Here is a 16,400-nt window from a genome sequence, read left to right on the forward strand (position 1 = left end):
GTCGGCCGCCCACTCCCGGCCCGGACTCCCAGCCCCGCTCAGCTCTCGCCCAGCCCTCCGCCCAGCCCCACCGCGAGCAGGCAGGCGTCGTCCTCCGGGTTGGGGCCGCCGATGCCGGCCAGCAGCCGGTCCAGCCCGGCGTCCAGGTCGCGGCCCGGCAGCTCGCAGGCCGCCGCCGTGGCCAGCGCCAGGCCCTCGTCGATGTCGCGGGTGCGCCGCTCCACCAGACCGTCCGTGAACAGCAGCAGCACGTCCCCGTCGCGCAGCCGCGTGGTGGCCAGGCCGTACGGCTGGTCGGTCGCGCCGAGCAGGACGCCCTTCGGCTGGCCCAGCGGGCCCGCCACGCCGTCGCGGACCAGGATCGGCGCCAGGTTGCCCGCCTGGCTCCAGGTGAAGACCCGGCTCGCGGTGTCGAGGTGCCCGATCACCGCGGTCGCCGTGGTCTCGTGCAGCCGGTGCATGACCAGCTCGTTCAGCCAGGCCAGCAGCCGGTTCGGCGGCTCGCCGGTCATCGTCAGGCCGATGAGGGCGTGGCGGAGCTGCGCCATGTGCGCGATGGCGGGCAGGCCGTGGCCTGAGACGTCGCCGATCGCCAGCAGCACCCGGCCGTCGGGCAGCGCCGCGGCCTCGAACCAGTCGCCGCCCAGGTTCGAGGTCTTCTCGGCCGGCACGTAACGGACCGCGATCCGGGTGCACGGCAGGTCGAGGCAGCCGACCGGCTTGGGCAGGATCGCCTCGCGCAGCGCCAGCATCACGTGGCGCTCCTCGGCCGCCTTCTCGCGGGCCTCCAGCAACTGGCGGCGCGACTCCGACATGATGCGCTCGGCGCGGCGGCGGCCGGTGATGTCCTGGACCACGCCGTGCACGCCCTCCGGCCCGCCGGGCGCCATCAGCGGCTCCAGCACGACCCGTATGTTGCGCAGCTCGCCGCCCCGCCGGATGCGGAACTCCGCCTGCACCGGCTCCACGCCCTGCACGACGCTCCACAGGAGCTGGTCGAGCGCGCCCAGGTCGCCGGGCTCGACGTGCGCCGCCAGGTCGGGCAGGCGGATCGGCCCATCCTCCCGGTCCCGTCCGAAGATCAGGTAGACGTGGTCGGACCAGGTGGCCGTCCCGGTGTGGAGGTTCCATTCGGCCCAGCCCATGTTGCCGAGGCGTTCGGCGTGCGCCAGGCGTACGGCGAGCATCTCGGCGTCGCGCTCGGCCGCGGGCGGCTCCGCGAGTTGCCGGACCAGGTCGGCCGCACTCATCGGGCGGCGCTGGTGGCTACCCCAGACGTCGACCATGAGCCTCTCTCTCGAAACGCGGGTGGAAGGGGACAATTGACACCACAGTACGTGACTGTCTGTGGGCGGAGTGTAGCCATGGCTTACCGCGTTGTGAGAGCTTTTCGCGGATTTTAGGAGGAGCGGTCCGAGTAGATTGTGCCTGTGACGTCCTCAGACTTGTATCCCGTGTCCCGGCTGGCCGCCGTCCAGGAGGCCACCGCGAAGTCCGGCCTCGACGCCCTTTTGCTCACCCCTGGCCCCGACCTGCGCTACGTGAGCGGCTACGACGCCAAGCCGCTCGAACGGCTGACCTGCCTGGTGGTTCCCGCCGCCGGCGAGCCCTACATGATGGTGCCCCGGCTCGAACTGCCCGCCGCGCAGGCCTCGCCCGCCTCGCGGCTCGGCCTGGACTTCATGGCGTGGGACGAGATCGACGACCCCTACCGCATCGCCGCCGCGCGGCTCGGCCGGGTGGCCAAGGTGGGGCTGGCCGACCGGATGTGGGCGATGGCGTCGCTGCGCTTCCGCGAGGTCATGCCGGAGGCCGAGCAGGTGCTGGCCGGGAGCGTGCTGCGCGAGCTGCGGATGCGCAAGTCCCCGGCCGAGGTGGCGGCGCTGCGCGAGGCGGGGGAGGCGATCGACTCGGTGCACCGGCGGGTGCCGGAGTTCCTGCGGGCCGGGCGCACCGAACGTGAGGTCGGCCGGGACATCGCCGAGGCGATCCTGGCCGCCGGGCACGAGACGGTCGACTTCGTCATCGTCGCCTCGGGCCCCAACGGCGCCAGCCCGCACCACGAGGTGTCCGACCGGGTCATCCAGGCGGGCGAGCCGGTCGTGGTCGACATCGGCGGGCAGTTCCACAGCGGCTACTGCTCCGACTCCACCCGTACGTACTCCGTCGGCGCCCCGCCGGCCGACTTCGCCGAGTACTACGAGGTGCTGCGCCGCGCCCAGGACGCCGCCTGCGCCGCCGTACGTCCGGGCGTGCCGTGCGAGTCGATCGACGCGGCGGCCCGCGACCTGATCGCCGAGGCGGGCTACGGCGACTACTTCATCCACCGCACCGGGCACGGGATCGGCGTGGAGACGCACGAGGAGCCGTACATCGTGTCCGGCAACGCCGAGCCGATGGAGCCGGGCTTCGCCTTCTCCGTCGAGCCGGGCATCTACCTGCCTGGCCGGCATGGGGCGCGCATCGAGGACATCGTGGTGTGCACCGAGACCGGGGGCGAGCGGCTGAACGTCACCTCCCGGGATTTGGTGATCGTCTGACGGTCCCGTGACGCCTGCTCACCGGCCCCGTGGGCCGGGCCGGTGAGCGGCGAGCGGGGCGCGCTCTTCAGGCGATGGTGAAGAATTCCAGCAGTTCCGGGGCGAGAGACTCAGGCGCCACGTTGTGGGTCTGGCCCTCCAGGATTCTGTGGACCGTACGGGGCACGGTTTCGGCGACCGCTCTTCCCGCCTCGGCCATCCACCGAGGGCTGTCCCCACCCGTCAGTACGAGCACGGGTTGCGCGATCGAGGCGAGGACCTCGGCGGGCAGGGCGTTCCCCGGCCCCAGGACGGCGGCCTCGTACGCCAAGGTGTGGGCGATCTCCTCCAACTGCGGCCAGGAGGGCTGGACACGCATCGCGGCCACCGCCTCGACGGGGACCTCGGCGGCCGCGACCATGAACAGTTCGGCCGCCTCCGCGCGCCGGCCCCGCTTGACCAGGTCTTCCAGCCGAGCCGCGAAGTCGTACGGCAGACTGGGTGCGCTGTCGTCGACGTGGTACGGCGGCTCCCACACGGCGAGTTTCGCGATGGCCAGCCGCGGAGCGGCGGCCAGCGCCAGGGCGGCGCCCGAGGAGCCGCCGAACACCATGGCCGACCCGCCCGCCGCCTCGATGAGGGCGGCCAGGTCCTCGATCTCACGCTCGACGGCATAGGGCTGGGTGTCGCCGCTTTCGCCACGTCCGCGACGGTCGTAGTTGAACACGGTGAACCATGACCCCAGCGCCTCGGCCACGCCGCGCAGGGTGGGATGGGTCCGGTCGGTGAACGCGCCGTGGACCAGGATGACGGCCGGTCCGGTCCCGGACCGGCCGAAGACGATCGGCGTGCCGTCGGCCGAGGTGACCTTGCCGGTCACGGGATGGCTCATGGCAGGGGCCCCTCAGCCCTCAGGGGTCGCCAGGCACAGAGCGGACCAGTGGTGACCGTCGAGGTCGGCGAAGCCCCGCTGGTAGCGGCCCGCGACGTTCAGCGGCTCACCGACGGCGGTCGCACCCGCCGCCAGCGCCTTGTCGACCAGCTCGTCTACCTGGGCGGGGTTGTCGAGGCCCAGAACCATGATCACCTGTGTGCTCTTGGTCGGGTCGGCGACCTCCGTCCTGGCGTAGGAGGCGAACGTCGGCTCCGTCAGGAGCATGACCTGGGTCTGCTCACTGATCACCACGGACGCCATGTCATCGGTCGCCCCGAAGAAGGGGAAACCGAGCTCGCCGAAGAACGTCTTCGACCGGTCCAGGTCCTTGACCGGCAGGTTGACGAACAGAGTGGTGGACATCGCTGGGTCCTTTCCTCAGCACCGCGTCTTGCGAACAACTTCAGTCTGCTGATCAGGAGCCCGTGTCGCTTGGACCCTGGCGCCGTCCGATTGGCTTTCCGTGCCAGGGCTCTCAGCCGGCCTGTATGAGGCATGCGCGGCGATACTCGGCGGGCGGCAGCCCGTACGTGTGCCGAAACAAACGGCTGAAGTGGGCCGAGTCAGGCAGCCCCCATCTGGCCGCGATCACGCTCACCGAGGTGTCCCGGAGGGCGACGTCGGCCAGGTCCTTGCGGGACCGCTCAAGCCGCCGATGTCTGATCCAGGCGGCCACCGTGGTGTCCTGCGTCTCGAACAGCCGGTGCAACTGCCGCACGGACACATGGTGCGCGGCCGCGATGGTGGCGGGGTCGAGGCCGGGTTCGCCCAGGTGCTGTTCGATGAATGTGTGGACGCGCAGCAGCAGCGTTCGTGATCGCGACTCCACCGGCAGCGTGTCGCTCTGCTCGGCGCGTTCGGCGACGGCCGTGGTGACCAAGTCCGTCACCACGGTGGACAGCCGCGCCGCGCTGGCCGGTTGATAGGTCTCCAGATCCAGCGCCACCCTGCGCAGCAGCGGTGCGGCGAGGGCACCTGTTCCGCCGTCCGTGGTGATCGGAACGGCCGTGAGCTTCGCGATGGAATCGACGGGCAGAGCCAGCATCTCCCGGGAAAAACTGAACACCGCCAGATGCACCGCCGAGTCATAGGCCAGCTCGTACGGCCGCGCGAAGTCGTAGATCGCGAACTCGCCGGGCCGAAGCTGCGCCTCCCGGCCGTCCTGCGCCAGAAGCGGCCGGCCCGACATGGCCAGCACCACCCGATAGAGCTCGGGGCTGTCGCGGCGGATCATGCCAGGCGTCCGGTGAACGCTGTGCGGCGTCGAGGTCTGGACGACGCCGACACCCACCGAACCGAGTTGCCCCGCGTCGATCGCGCCCCGCAGCGGCACGTCCGGATCCATCCGCATGTCGAGGGGACCGAGCGTGTCACAGACGATGCTCCGCCACTCGTCGTATCTGCGCGCGGCGGGCACGTCACGGGTACGAATCAGGACAGCCATCCCCACCGCCCTCTCCGTCGGCCAAACCCCGCCAATGCTAATGATGCCTTTCAACGGCGGACAACGCTGACTGCTGCGCGCATCGGGCGGCTGGAAAGCGGTTACCGCCACTTCGCTGCAGGTTTGCGATGAAAAGAGGTGTATCAGAAGCCTCCGCGCGTGCTCTGGGAAGTCGAGGGGCAACGGAGGGAGAGGGGATGTTCGTCGGGAGGGCAATGGAGCTCGCCCTGGTGCGCGGGGAATTGCGCGCCGCGGGCAAGGGCGCCGTGCGGCGGATGGTCATAGAGGGGCCCGAGGGCATCGGGAAGACGGCGCTGCTCCGCCAGGCACTCGGTGGAGAGGCGAACGTGCGGGTGCTGGCGGCGAGCGGGGACGAGGCCGAGCGGCACCTGCGGTACGGGATCGTCCGCCAGCTCGCCGACCAGCCGTGGTCCGTCCTGGACGGCACCGGGCCGGCGAGCACAGGACCGACAGCGACCGGACCAAGGGGGGCCGGATTGAGGGGGTCCGGGCTGGGGAGGGCCGGACTGCGGGAGGCTGGACTGCGGGGGATCGGGCTACCGGGGACCGGGCTGAGGAGCGCCAGGCTGAGGCGGAGCGGCTTGGCGGGTGCGGCGACCAGGGGCGCGGCGGCGCGGGACCTGTGGTCCGTGGGGGAGGCGCTGTGCGAGCTGGTCGGGCGTCTGCAGGCCGACGGGCCCGTCGTCGTGTTCGTGGACGACGCCCAGTGGGCCGACAGGGCGTCGCTGCGGGCGCTCGGCTACCTGCTGCGCCGCCTGCGCACCGGCCGCGTCCTCGTGGTGGTCAGCTGCCGTGGCACCGCCGCCGCGTGGCTGCCGGAGGGGCTGCGGCGGCTGCTGACCGGCGACGGCGGGCTCCGTCTCGTCCTCGACGGCCTGTCCGCCGCCGACCTGGCCGGGCTTACGCCGGACCCGCTGACCGAGCGCACCGCCCGGCGGCTGTGTGAGCACACCTCGGGCAACCCGCTGTACGCCCGCGAGCTGCTCGCCACCGTCGCGCCGACGACGCTGGCCGACCCGGGTGCCCGGCTGCCCGCTCCCGACGCCTACGCCCGGCCCTTCACTCGCCGCCTGCGCGCGTGCGGTGCGGAGACGCGCGCGCTCGTCGCCGCCTGCGCCGTGCTCGGCGAGCCCCATCCGCTGCATGTGGTCGCCTCCGTGGCCGGGATCGTCGGCGAGCCGCTGGCCGCGCTTGAAGAGGCGGTCGACGCCGGGCTGCTCGACGAGCGCCCCGGACGCTTCGTCGCCTTCCCCGACCCGCTCGCCCAGGCCACTGTCTACGGCTCGCTCGGCGCGGGCACCCGCGCACGGCTGCACCTGGCCGCCGCCCGGCTCGTCGAGCACACCGGTACGGCCCTGCGCCACCGCGCCGCCGCGGCCGGTGGACCGGACGAGCAGCTTGCCGAGGAGCTGGCCAGGTACGCCGCCAAGGAGGCCCAGCACGGCCTCTGGCTCGACGCCGCCACCCATCTGGAGCTGGCCGCCGGGCTCTGCGAGTCCACGGCCCGGCGCGACGAGCTGCGTACTGCGGCGCTGAGGCACCTGCTGCTGGGCGGCGACGCCGTCCGCGCGGCCGAGCTGGCCGCGGTGCCCAACGCCGATCCGCGGCCCGTGCGCCGCTACATCCTGGGACGGCTCGCGCTGGCCGCCGGTCGGCTCGACGAGGCCGCCGACCTGCTCGCCGCCGCGTGGCGAAACCGCTCACCCCGCTTGGCCGCCGACACGGCCGAGCAGCTCGCCTGGCTGCACCTGGTCAGGGGGAATCGCGCCGCCGCGGCGACCTGGGCCCGCCTGGCCGCCGAGCAGCCGATCCAGAGCACGACCGGCCGGCCGTACGACGTGCTGGCCCTGAGCACGACCGGCCGGCCGCACGAGGTGCTGGCCCCGAGCGCGACCGGCCAGCTGTTCGACGTGCCGACCCTGAGTGCGACCGGCCGGCCGCACGATGTACCGGTGCCGAGCACGGGTGCCCTAGGTGGCGGACCTGCGGCAGAGGGCATCCCGGCGGCCGTCGGGTTTCTGCGGGAGGGCGAGGCGGGCGCGGCAGCCGACGTGCTGGTCAGGGCCGTCGCGGCGCGGGATGAGGCGGGGCTGCCGCACCACCGCCTGATCGGCGGCGCGCTGCTGGCCGTGGCCGAGCACTGCGAGGGGCGCTGGGCGGACGCGGTGACCAGGGCGGAGCGGGCGCTGGCCGAGGCGGAGGGGCTCGGCCAGCGCTGGCTGCTGCCCACCCTGCACGTCGTCTGCGTCGCCCCGCTGGCCGCGCTCGGTGAGCACGAACGGGCCCTCGCCCACGCCACCGCCGCCAGAGCCATCGCGCGCTGCCAGCGCAACGTGATGGGCGAGACCCAGGCGGACCTGGCGCTGGGTTTGCTCGGTGCCGGTGCCGGTGCCGCGCCGGCGGGCGCCGACGACCCGTTCGTCCCCGACCACCGGCCGCAGCTCATCGAGACCCTGGTCGCGGAGGGACGCCTGGACGAGGCCGAGGCCGAGCTCGCCACCCTGCCCGGCGACGGCGCGCGGGCGCGGGCGCGGCGGGCTCGGCTCTCCGGGCTGCTCTTGGCGGCCAGGAACGTTCCAGCGGAGGCCGAGGAGAGCTTCACCGCCGCCCTGAGCTTGCTGGAGGGCGCCGGCTGCCCGCTGGAGGAGGCCCGCGTCCTGCTGGACCTGGGCCGGTTATTGCGGCGTACCGGAAGACGCAGGGCGGCCGCCGCCCGGCTGCGGGCCGGCGAGGCCGTCTTCACCCGGCTGGGGGCCCGCCCACTCGTGGCCGGCTGCGCGCAGGAGCTGGAGGCGTGCGGCCTGGAACAGCAGGGCACCGTACGGCTGGGACTGACGCCTCAGGAGTACAGCACGGCCAGGCTCGTCTCCGACGGCCTGACCAACCGGCAGATCGCCCGGGAGCTGCTGATCAGCGTCAAGACCGTCGAGTATCACCTGGGCAAGATCTACACCAAGCTCGGCATCGGCTCCCGGGTCGCGCTCGCCGCCAAGCTGGCCGCGCTGGAGGAGAGCGCCTGACGCCCCCCGCTGAGGAGACCACGACGCCTGAGGCCACGACGCCTGAGGGGAACACGACGCCTGAGAAGGCCACGACGCCGGGAGGAGGGGACCGGCGCGGCGTCGTACATCTGGTTATATGCGCGTCCATGAGGTGACGATCGGCGCGCCTCCATCGGGGGTGACGCGGAGGCGGAGCGGGCCACGGACCAGACCGTCGGCGGTGAAGCGGCCCAGCTCGTCGGAGCGTACGAGAAGCACCTCGTCGGGCCGCTGGAGGCCGATCTCCGCGGGCCCCTCCGGCGACAGCCGCCCCACCAGGCGGGCCGCGGAGACCTCCAGCTCCACCGCCACGCCGCCCGCCTCGAACGTGAGCAGCCGCGGCTGCCCCGCCCCCCTGACGACCCTGGCCGAGGGCTCCTCGTCCCAGGAGTCGAAGGTGAGCGCGGCCAGCTCGGCGTCGAGCGTCCGCAGCGTGAACGCCTGCATGGCGTCCTCGAGCAATGCGGGCGGGACAGGGTCGAGCACCTCGGCGATCTCCCGAAGCTCGTCTTCCAGCTCGCCTTCCGGATCGCCTTCCAGGTCGGCTTCCAGCTGGTCTTCCAGGTCGAAGCTCTCATCGTTCATTCAGCTCACCTGCGTATTCCGGTCACTCCGCGCTCCGCCACCAGCGTGCGGAGTCGCTGGAGGCAGCGGGCCCTGATCGGGCCGATGCTGCCCACCGCGATGCCCAATCCTGACGCGATCTCCTGATAGGTGGGGCGCGGAGAGGCGATCAGCAGCCGCAGCAGGCGGCGGCAGCGATCCGGCATCTCCTCGAAGGCGGCCCACACCACCAGCGCGCGCTCGGCCTCGGCGACGGCCTCCTCCGCCTCCAGCATCAGGCGCTCGGGGGAGCGCTCGTCGATGTCCGCCCCCAGCAGCCCCATGTCGCTGATGGGCGTGGCCCGCCCGCTCGCACGGATCACCCGCAGCGCCTCGTGCCTGGCCGTACTGGCCAGCCAGGCCCCCACCTTGTCCGGGTCCCTGAGCCGGGTCAGGTTCTCCGCCAGCCGGAACCACGTCGTCTGGCAGACGTCCTGCGCGTCGGACGCGTTGACGAGATAGGCGCGCGCCACCGCCCACACCAGGCCGCTGAGGCGCTGGTAGAGCTCCTTCCAGGCACCGGAGTCCCCTTCCGCGGCTGCTCTGACGAGGGCTGCGGTCTCGTCCACGGCGGTCCTTCCCTGTCCTGGAACATCCTGGAGCATGATATTTCGTGAGACGCTCCAGAACAGGGAGTGGTTGAGTCATCGCAGAAAACCACTGAGATCGGGTATCGCCAGCTGTCCCGCGATGAGCTGCCCGGCCGCCTGCCGAGACGTCACCCCGGCTTCCGACATGCGCGCCGCGATGAGTCCGGCGATGAACGGCGTGGCGAACGACGTGCCGCTCCACTGCGCGATCCCGCTGAACTTGACCACGTCCCCCTCCGCCAGCGGCGCGACGCAGGTACAGCCCGGATACAGCGGGACGACCTGGTGGAAGCGGCAGGTGGTGTTGTGCGGGTAGTCGTACTCGTAGTCGCCCGAGGTATAGGCGTTGATCAGGCGCTCACCCGGCGCGTACACCGTCACCCAGTCGCCGTAGTTGCTGAAGCACGCCCGGCCGAGCCCGTCCTCGCGCAGCGCGCCCACCGAAAGGATCACGTCGCCGGTGGTGTTCACCGCCTCCGCGGCGAACGCGGCCGGCCAGAAGGGGACGGTGTCGCCGTCGTTGCCGGCCGCGGCCACCAGCAGCGTCTCGGGGTGCGTGGCCAGCTCGTCGATGAAGTCGGCCAGGCCGAGCAGCGCCTGGGCGTCGTTCGTCCTGGTGCCCGCCGACAGTGACAGCACGTCGGGCCAGCCGTGGGTGTCGAGCGTCTGCAGCAGGAGCAGGCCCAGCTGGTCCTCCTCGACCGCGCCGCCGTACGGGAAGCCGTTGAGGACGCGTACGTCCGTACTCGGCGCCACGCAGCGCAGCACGCCCGCGATGAACGTGCCATGGCCGACGTACGGCTTGATGAAACCGTCGGCGTCCACCTCTTCGGCCAGGGTGGTGACGTCGCCGTCGACCATCGGGATGTTCGGCTGGCCGGAGCTCTGCGCCAGCCACTGGTGGTCGAGGTAGTCGTGCACCAGCCCGGTGTCGATCACCGTGACGTGCGCGTTCTCACCCCTGTCGCGGCCCGCGATCGGCGGCTTGAGCGGTTCGCCGCTGGGCACCGGCTCGTCGCCCGGGCACAGGTTGACGCCCGAGACCGTGACGAAGTGGACCAGCGTGCCGGGGATCTTGGCCTGCCTGAGCACGGCCAGGGCGCGGAAGACGTCCCGTGATCCGATGGACAGCCGGCGTACCGTGACCCGCCCCGCGTCCCGGTCCGGCGGCCAGACCACGCGGACCGGCTCCGCCGACGGGAGACTCGCCTGAATGCCCTGGATGGCACGTTCCACGTCAGGCGCGCGTACCAGGACGTGCTCGGCGAGGTAGGCGAACTCCGGCAGGACGTCGGAGTCCGGGGTCGCGCCCTGCGGCCCGGCCACCGCCACCCTGCCCGACGGCAGCGCGTCGTTGAGGATCTCGAGCTGTTCCCAGAAACGCATGTCGCGTCCGTTGCGTGGTGTGCTCATCTTTCGGGACCTCCTCGATGGGTGACTGCGGGCCTGCCATGTATGAGCGGCGCACCCCCTTCCTGATACACGTGCCGCGTGGACGCCCGGATGACCCGCATCTACCATCGACTCCGTGTCTGGGGAAACGGCGAGGGATTCCCGGATTCCGGATGATCCGCACGATGTGCTGGCCATGGTGTTCGCGCGTCCGCGACAGGCCATGACGGCCGCCACCGCCATGCTCGCCGACGGCCGCGGGCCGTACGAGAGCTCGATAGCGCGTCAGGCGATCGGCATCCTGCGCCGCGAGTTCGGCGACCTCGACGCGGCGATCCGCGAGCTGCGGCAGGCGGTACGGCTGGCACGGCGCTCCGGCTCGGCCGACCGCGAGGCCGACGTGCTGGCCACGCTCGGCATCGCGCTCCTCCAGCACGGCCGCACCAGGCCCGGCCTGTCCGCCCTCGACACGGCCGCCGCCCTCTCTTTAGGCACCACCCGGGCGCGGGTACTGTTCCGGCGGGCCGGCGCCCGCTGGATCCTCGGCCGGCACGGCGAGGCGCTCGACGACCTCGAGATCGCCGCTCCGGCGCTGCTCGGCGCGGGCGACACCGTCTGGGCGGCCCGCGCGCTGACCCTGCGCGGGCACGTCCGGCTCGCGCGCGGCTCGGTCACCCTGGCGGAGGAGGACTTCCGGGTCGCGCAGCGGATGTTCGCCACCACCAGCCAGGAACACGATTCGGTCGTCGCCGTCCAGAACCGCGGCGTCGTCGCCTTCCGCGCGGGTGACCTGCCGCTCGCGCTGGACCTCCTCGACGAGGCCGACCGTGGCTTCCAGGCGCTCGGCACACCCATGTTCGACCTGGCCGCCGACCGGTGCGCGGTGCTGCTGGCGGCCGGGCTCGCGCGCGACGCCCTGGCGCAGGCCGACGGGGCCCTGCGGCACCTGGCCCGGCTGCGCGGGCAGGCGACCATGCGGGCCGAACTGCTGCTCCTCGCCGCCAGGGCGGCGCTGCTGTCCGGCGATCCGGGTACCGCCCGCGCGCGGGCGGGGGAGGCGCGCACCCTGTTCGCGGGGCAGCGGCGCGCCTGGTGGGCAGCGCATGCCCGGCTCATCCTGGTCCAGGCGGCCCTCGCGGAAGACACGGCCTTGGCCGGGGGCGTGACGCCTTCCGGCCCTGTGGTCGGGGGCGCGGTGCCTTCCGGCCCTGTGGTCGAGCGGGTGGTGTCTTCTGGTCCTGTGGTCGGGCGGGAGGCCGGGAGCGCGGTGTCTTTCGGGTCTGTGGTCGGGCGGGAGGCCGGAAATGCGATGTCTTCCGAGTCTGTGGTCGGGCAGGCGGTCGGGGGTGCGGTGCCCGCCAGGCCGCTGGCGGAGGCCAGGCGGGTGGCGGAGCGGAGGCGGTTGGCGGAGGCGCGGCGGCTGGCCGTCAAGCTGGCGGAGCTCGGGTCGCCTGAGGTGTGGCAGGCGCACCTGCTCGCGGGCCGTGCGGCGCTGGCGCTCGGCAGACGGCGGGCGGCCGATCAGCACCTGGCGCAGGCGGCGCGGGCCCGCCACCGCGGCTCCGCGACGGCCAGGGCGGGCGGCTGGCTGGCCGAGGCGCTGCGTGCGGAGGCGGCCGACCGGCCCCGGCGGTTGCTGCATGCCTGCCGGGCCGGGCTGGCGCTGATCGAGGAACACCGCCTCGCGTTCGGTTCGCCGGAGCTGCGGGCCCTGGCGACCGCCCACGGGGCCGAGCTGGTCACGCTCGCCCAGCGGCACTGGCTGCGCGCGGGGCGGCCCCGGAGGTTGCTCGACTGGACCGAACGATGGCGGGCGACCTCGCTGGCCGTGCCCCCCGTACGGCCGCCGGACGACCACTGGCTGCTCGCCCAGCTCGCCGCGCTGCGCGAGACCGACCATCTGCTCGGCCGGGCACGGTCCGAGGGCGCCTCGTCGGCGGCCACGCTGGAACGCGACCGGGACCGGCTGGAGGCACGGGTACGCGCCGCGACCCTGCGCGTGCGCGGCGTCGACGGTCGCGCTGACGGCCGCGCTGATGGTTGCGTCGACGGTCGCGATGACGGCCGCGAGGATGATCGCGGCGACGGGTCGGCCCCCGGCGGTGGGCGGCTCCTGACGGCGGTCGGCGGTGGAGAGCTCCTGGCGGCGATCGGTGGCGGCCGGTTGGTCGAGCTCGTGATCGTCGACGGTGTGTTGCACGCGCTGCTGTGCGGCGATGGGCGGGTACGCCGGTTCACGGTGGGATCGGCCGCGTCGGCCGTCACGGAGATCGAGTTCGCCCGCTCGAGACTGCGGCGGCTCGCCTACCAGAGCCGCACCGACCCAAGCGAACTCGCCCGCCTCGGAGCCCGACTGGAACGCGCCCTCCTGGGCCCTGTAGCGGGCCGCCTGAGCGACGGACGGTCAGTCCTGGGGCGGTCGGATGACGGGTCGTCAGACCTTGGGCGGTCCGGCGGTGGGTCGGCCCCTGCCGGGTCGCGAGCCTGTGAGACGCTAATCGTGGTGCCGCCCGCGACGTTGCACGGGGCGCCGTGGGGGTTGCTGCCCGCGCTCCGGCGCCGGGCCTTCAGCGTGGCGCCGTCGGCGGCGGCCTGGTTGCGCGCCAGGTCGGTCGTCCCGCCCGCTGACGGGGGCGTGGTGCTCGTACGCGGCCCCGGCGTGGCGAACGCCGACGGCGAGGTACGCTCCATCGCCGCGCTGTACGCCGAAGCCGCAGAGCCAGCCGCTGGTCCGGCCCCAGGCCTCGCCATCGGACCTGCCACAGGCCCTGCCAGCGGGTCCGCCGCTGGTCCGGCCACCGGATCCGCCACCGGACCGACCACCGGCCCCGCCACCAGGTCTGTCACTGCGTCCTCCATCGGGTCCTCCACTGGGTCCGCCGGGCCGGTCACTGTGCTGGCCGATGGTTCGGCGACGGCTCAGGGGGTGCTGGGGGCCATCGACGGGTGTCATCTCGCGCATCTGGCGGCGCACGGGACGTTCCGGGCCGACAGCCCCTCCTTCTCCTCGCTGCTGCTGGACGACGGCCCCCTCACCGTGTACGACCTCGAACGGCTCCGCCGCGCCCCCTACCGGCTCGTGCTGTCGAGCTGCGACTCCGGGCAGGTGGCCGCGGTCGGGGCCGACGAGGTGCTCGGGCCGGCCACCGCGCTGCTCCACCTCGGTACGGCCGGCATCGTCGCGAGTGTCGTCCCGGTGAACGACGCGGCCGCCGTGCCCGTCATGGTGGCTCTGCACGACGGGCTACGGCGCGGGCTCGGCCTGGCGGAGGCGCTCAGTGAGGCCCGCGGCGACGACGTCTCGTTCATCGCGATCGGGGCGGGTTGAGGCGCGGACTGAGGGGGCGGGTTGAGGAGGCTGAGGAGCAGGCCCACAAGTGGCGGAAAGGATGGCTGACAGAGCGGCCCGAACGGTGGATGCTGAACACGGTGGATGACGTGGGGGTGACAGTGCGGCGTGACTGTGGGGGTGCTGCGGCCGTGTCCTTACCTTGATCAAATGTGGATGATCATGTGAAAATTCGCCAGTAGCGGCAGAAATGCCGGTTTGGGGGGTCGTCGCCCATGATCCGCATGCCGATCGAGCGGCTCTAGGATGCCGGACGACGAGTTGAAAGAAGCGTACGAGCTGGGCTCGGCGTGCGCGCTCGCCGCGGAGTGCGGCCGGGATCTACGTCGTTGCGCCCAGATGTACGGCGGGCTGTTCCCACGGGCGGTCTTCGACTCCGACTTCTACACCGCGCTGGCGCTGACCGGCGCCTTCAGCGCCCCCTGGGCCACGTCCGAAGCGCTCAAGATCGTCAACCGGACGTCGCTCTGGGTGTCGGCCGTCGACCGCCTGGTGGACCACACGACGACGACGCGTTCTCAGGTGGAGGCGCTGATTCGCGACTGTCTGGACGTGGCCGACGGCGCGGCGCCGCGGGCCGCGGTCACCCGCTTCCTGGCCGACCTGCGCGACGAGCTGGCGACGGTCAAGGACTTCGAGGACCTCCACCCGCTCTGGCGCGACCAGCTGGCCGGCATGTTCGACGCGATGGCCAGGGCGTGGGTGTGGCGTGACACCCGGGCCGTCCCCACCTTGGCCCGTTACCTGGACAACGCCGACAGCCGGGGGTCCTGCTTCGTGGATCTGTCGCACTGGATCTACGCGGGCGACGAGTGGGACAGGCGCCATCTGGAGGAGCTGCGGGCCGTCAGCGCGCACGTGCAGCGCTATCTGCACCTGCTGGGCGACCTCGCCTCCTACCGCAGGGACGTCAGCTGGGGCGGCCTGAACGTGCTGATGCTCGGCGTCAGCCACGCCGAGGTCACGAACGCGATGGGGAAGCTGGCGCGCGAGGCGCTGGAACTGCTCAAGCCGGTACGCGAACGCAGTCCGCGCACGGCCGCCTACCTGCGGCGACAGATCGGGTTCAACGCCGGTTTGTACGGTATTTCCGGCTAGGCCCTCTGAAGCCGTTACGGTCTCGCAACCTCCCATGACAGGGGCCTTTACCCTTGGATGAACGGGATGCGAATAACTGGTCTAGATACGACAAACCGTGACATATTGATTCCCGAGGATGATTGTGGCTTGAGTGGAATATGTGGCGTTGCTAGGGTGTCTCGATGCCAGGCACGTGGCTCGACCTTTTCTCTGCGCCTTGACAGGTTCCACTGACCACGGCTCCTCGGGGCGGATTTGTGCATGCGCGGCACGGCCGCGGAGGGATGTACAGGCGGTGCTGGATGGACTTCGGTCGCTCTGATCGATGGCGGTTGCCGACCGCGATCAAGATTCTGATCGCGGGCGGGTTCGGCGTGGGCAAGACCACCATGGTGGGCGCGGTCTCCGAGACCCGTCCCCTGCGCACGGAAGAAGCGCTCACGCATATCGGCGTGGACATCGACGACCTGTCGGGCGTCGAGGCCAAGCCGACCACCACCGTGGCGATGGACTTCGGCCGGATCACGATCCGCGACGACTACATGCTGTACCTGTTCGGCACGCCCGGCCAGGAACGCTTCTGGTTCGTCTGGGACGAGCTGGCGATGGGCGCCCTCGGGGCGGTGGTGCTGGCCGACACACGGCGGCTGGCCGACTCCTTCCCGGCCATCGACTACTTCGAGCGGCGCGGGCAGCCGTTCGTGGTGGCGCTCAACTGCTTCGACGGCGCGCGCCCCTTCACGGTCGGCGAGGTACGGTCGGCGCTCGGCCTCGAACCGGAGATCCCGATCGTGCGCTGCGACGCCCGCAAGAAGGACTCCGGCCGGGAAGTGCTCATCACGCTGGTCGAGCACGCCATGCGCCAGGGAGCCACCCCGGTCGGGACCATGTCGTGACCATCACCGGCTACCTTTGACCGATGGAGGAGATCGACCGCCAGATCGTCACGCTGCTCGCCAGGGACGGCCGGATGAGCTTCACCGATCTGGCCAGGGAGACCGGGCTCTCGGTCTCGGCGGTGCACCAGCGGGTGCGCCGGCTGGAGAAACGCGGAGTCGTGCGCGGCTATGCCGCGATCATCGACTATAACGCGATCGGGCTGCCGATGACGGCGTTCGTGTCCATCAAGCCGATCGACCCTGCCGCCCCCGATGACGCGCCCGAGCGGCTGGCCCACCTGGCCGAGATCGAGGCATGCCACAGCGTGGCGGGCGACGAGAGCTACATCCTCAAGGTGCGCGTCGCCACGCCGCTGGCACTGGAGGAGCTGCTGCAGCACATCCGCGCGTCGGCGAACGTCTCCACACGCACCACCGTCGTGCTGAGCACCCCCTACGAGCACCGGCCGCCCGAGGTGGCGGGCGACGGCGCCGACGGTCCGGCGCCCGCTCCGGCTTCCCCTGCCTGACGACGGGCTGCCGGTCCTG

The 16,400-nt window shown here is 72.2% G+C and carries 13 protein-coding genes; 6 read left to right on the forward strand and 7 right to left on the reverse strand.

Annotation, left to right across the window (positions count from 1 at the left end; genetic code table 11):
• Positions 1-38: 38 nt before the first annotated feature.
• On the reverse strand, positions 39-1,286 hold the full coding sequence (locus AB0B64_RS43680) for a SpoIIE family protein phosphatase (RefSeq protein WP_357951750.1): 1,248 nt from the start codon (positions 1,284-1,286) through the stop codon (positions 39-41).
• Positions 1,287-1,430: 144 nt separating this feature from the next.
• Here AB0B64_RS43680 and AB0B64_RS43685 point away from each other — a divergent pair, with 144 nt between their 5' ends.
• Entirely contained in the window at positions 1,431-2,540 is a 1,110-nt protein-coding gene (locus tag AB0B64_RS43685; protein WP_358186009.1) for a Xaa-Pro peptidase family protein, read from the forward strand.
• Positions 2,541-2,607: 67 nt separating this feature from the next.
• Here AB0B64_RS43685 and AB0B64_RS43690 read toward each other — a convergent pair whose 3' ends face one another.
• From AB0B64_RS43690 to AB0B64_RS43700, 3 genes are all read right to left on the reverse strand, one after another.
• Positions 2,608-3,411 (reverse strand): alpha/beta hydrolase, encoded by an 804-nt coding sequence (locus AB0B64_RS43690; RefSeq protein WP_357951753.1) that lies wholly within the window; start codon positions 3,409-3,411, stop codon positions 2,608-2,610.
• 12 nt (positions 3,412-3,423) lie between these two features.
• Positions 3,424-3,816, reverse strand: coding sequence for a VOC family protein (locus AB0B64_RS43695; protein WP_357951755.1), 393 nt, complete (start codon positions 3,814-3,816; stop codon positions 3,424-3,426).
• A gap of 112 nt (positions 3,817-3,928) precedes the next feature.
• Positions 3,929-4,897 carry a helix-turn-helix domain-containing protein gene (locus AB0B64_RS43700; RefSeq protein ID WP_358186016.1) on the reverse strand — a complete coding sequence of 323 codons (969 nt, stop codon included), beginning with the start codon at positions 4,895-4,897 and terminating at the stop codon, positions 3,929-3,931.
• A gap of 197 nt (positions 4,898-5,094) precedes the next feature.
• Here AB0B64_RS43700 and AB0B64_RS43705 point away from each other — a divergent pair, with 197 nt between their 5' ends.
• The gene (locus AB0B64_RS43705) at positions 5,095-7,938 is read left to right on the forward strand and encodes an AAA family ATPase (RefSeq protein ID WP_358186020.1); all 2,844 of its coding nucleotides are present in this window, start codon (positions 5,095-5,097) and stop codon (positions 7,936-7,938) included.
• A gap of 114 nt (positions 7,939-8,052) precedes the next feature.
• Here AB0B64_RS43705 and AB0B64_RS43710 read toward each other — a convergent pair whose 3' ends face one another.
• The 3 genes from AB0B64_RS43710 to AB0B64_RS43720 form a co-directional block, all read right to left on the reverse strand.
• Positions 8,053-8,544 (reverse strand): hypothetical protein, encoded by a 492-nt coding sequence (locus AB0B64_RS43710; RefSeq protein ID WP_358186025.1) that lies wholly within the window; start codon positions 8,542-8,544, stop codon positions 8,053-8,055.
• A gap of 5 nt (positions 8,545-8,549) precedes the next feature.
• Complete coding sequence (locus AB0B64_RS43715) at positions 8,550-9,131, reverse strand: sigma-70 family RNA polymerase sigma factor (RefSeq protein ID WP_357951763.1); 582 nt, start codon at positions 9,129-9,131, stop codon at positions 8,550-8,552.
• A 75-nt stretch (positions 9,132-9,206) separates the two neighbouring features.
• The gene (locus tag AB0B64_RS43720; protein WP_358186033.1) at positions 9,207-10,565 is read right to left on the reverse strand and encodes a S8/S53 family peptidase; all 1,359 of its coding nucleotides are present in this window, start codon (positions 10,563-10,565) and stop codon (positions 9,207-9,209) included.
• Positions 10,566-10,680: 115 nt separating this feature from the next.
• Between AB0B64_RS43720 and AB0B64_RS43725 the strand changes: the two genes are divergently transcribed.
• From AB0B64_RS43725 to AB0B64_RS43740, 4 genes are all read left to right on the forward strand, one after another.
• A complete protein-coding gene (locus tag AB0B64_RS43725) occupies positions 10,681-13,872 on the forward strand; it encodes a CHAT domain-containing protein (protein WP_358186036.1) in 3,192 nt (1,063 codons plus the stop codon).
• 282 nt (positions 13,873-14,154) lie between these two features.
• Positions 14,155-14,991 carry a terpene synthase family protein gene (locus AB0B64_RS43730; protein WP_358186043.1) on the forward strand — a complete coding sequence of 279 codons (837 nt, stop codon included), beginning with the start codon at positions 14,155-14,157 and terminating at the stop codon, positions 14,989-14,991.
• A 284-nt stretch (positions 14,992-15,275) separates the two neighbouring features.
• A complete protein-coding gene (locus tag AB0B64_RS43735) occupies positions 15,276-15,869 on the forward strand; it encodes an ATP/GTP-binding protein (protein ID WP_357951771.1) in 594 nt (197 codons plus the stop codon).
• 23 nt (positions 15,870-15,892) lie between these two features.
• A complete protein-coding gene (locus AB0B64_RS43740) occupies positions 15,893-16,381 on the forward strand; it encodes an Lrp/AsnC family transcriptional regulator (protein ID WP_358186047.1) in 489 nt (162 codons plus the stop codon).
• Positions 16,382-16,400 lie beyond the last annotated feature (19 nt).

The organism is Nonomuraea sp. NPDC049129, assembly GCF_040648495.1.
Taxonomy (GTDB): domain Bacteria; phylum Actinomycetota; class Actinomycetes; order Streptosporangiales; family Streptosporangiaceae; genus Nonomuraea.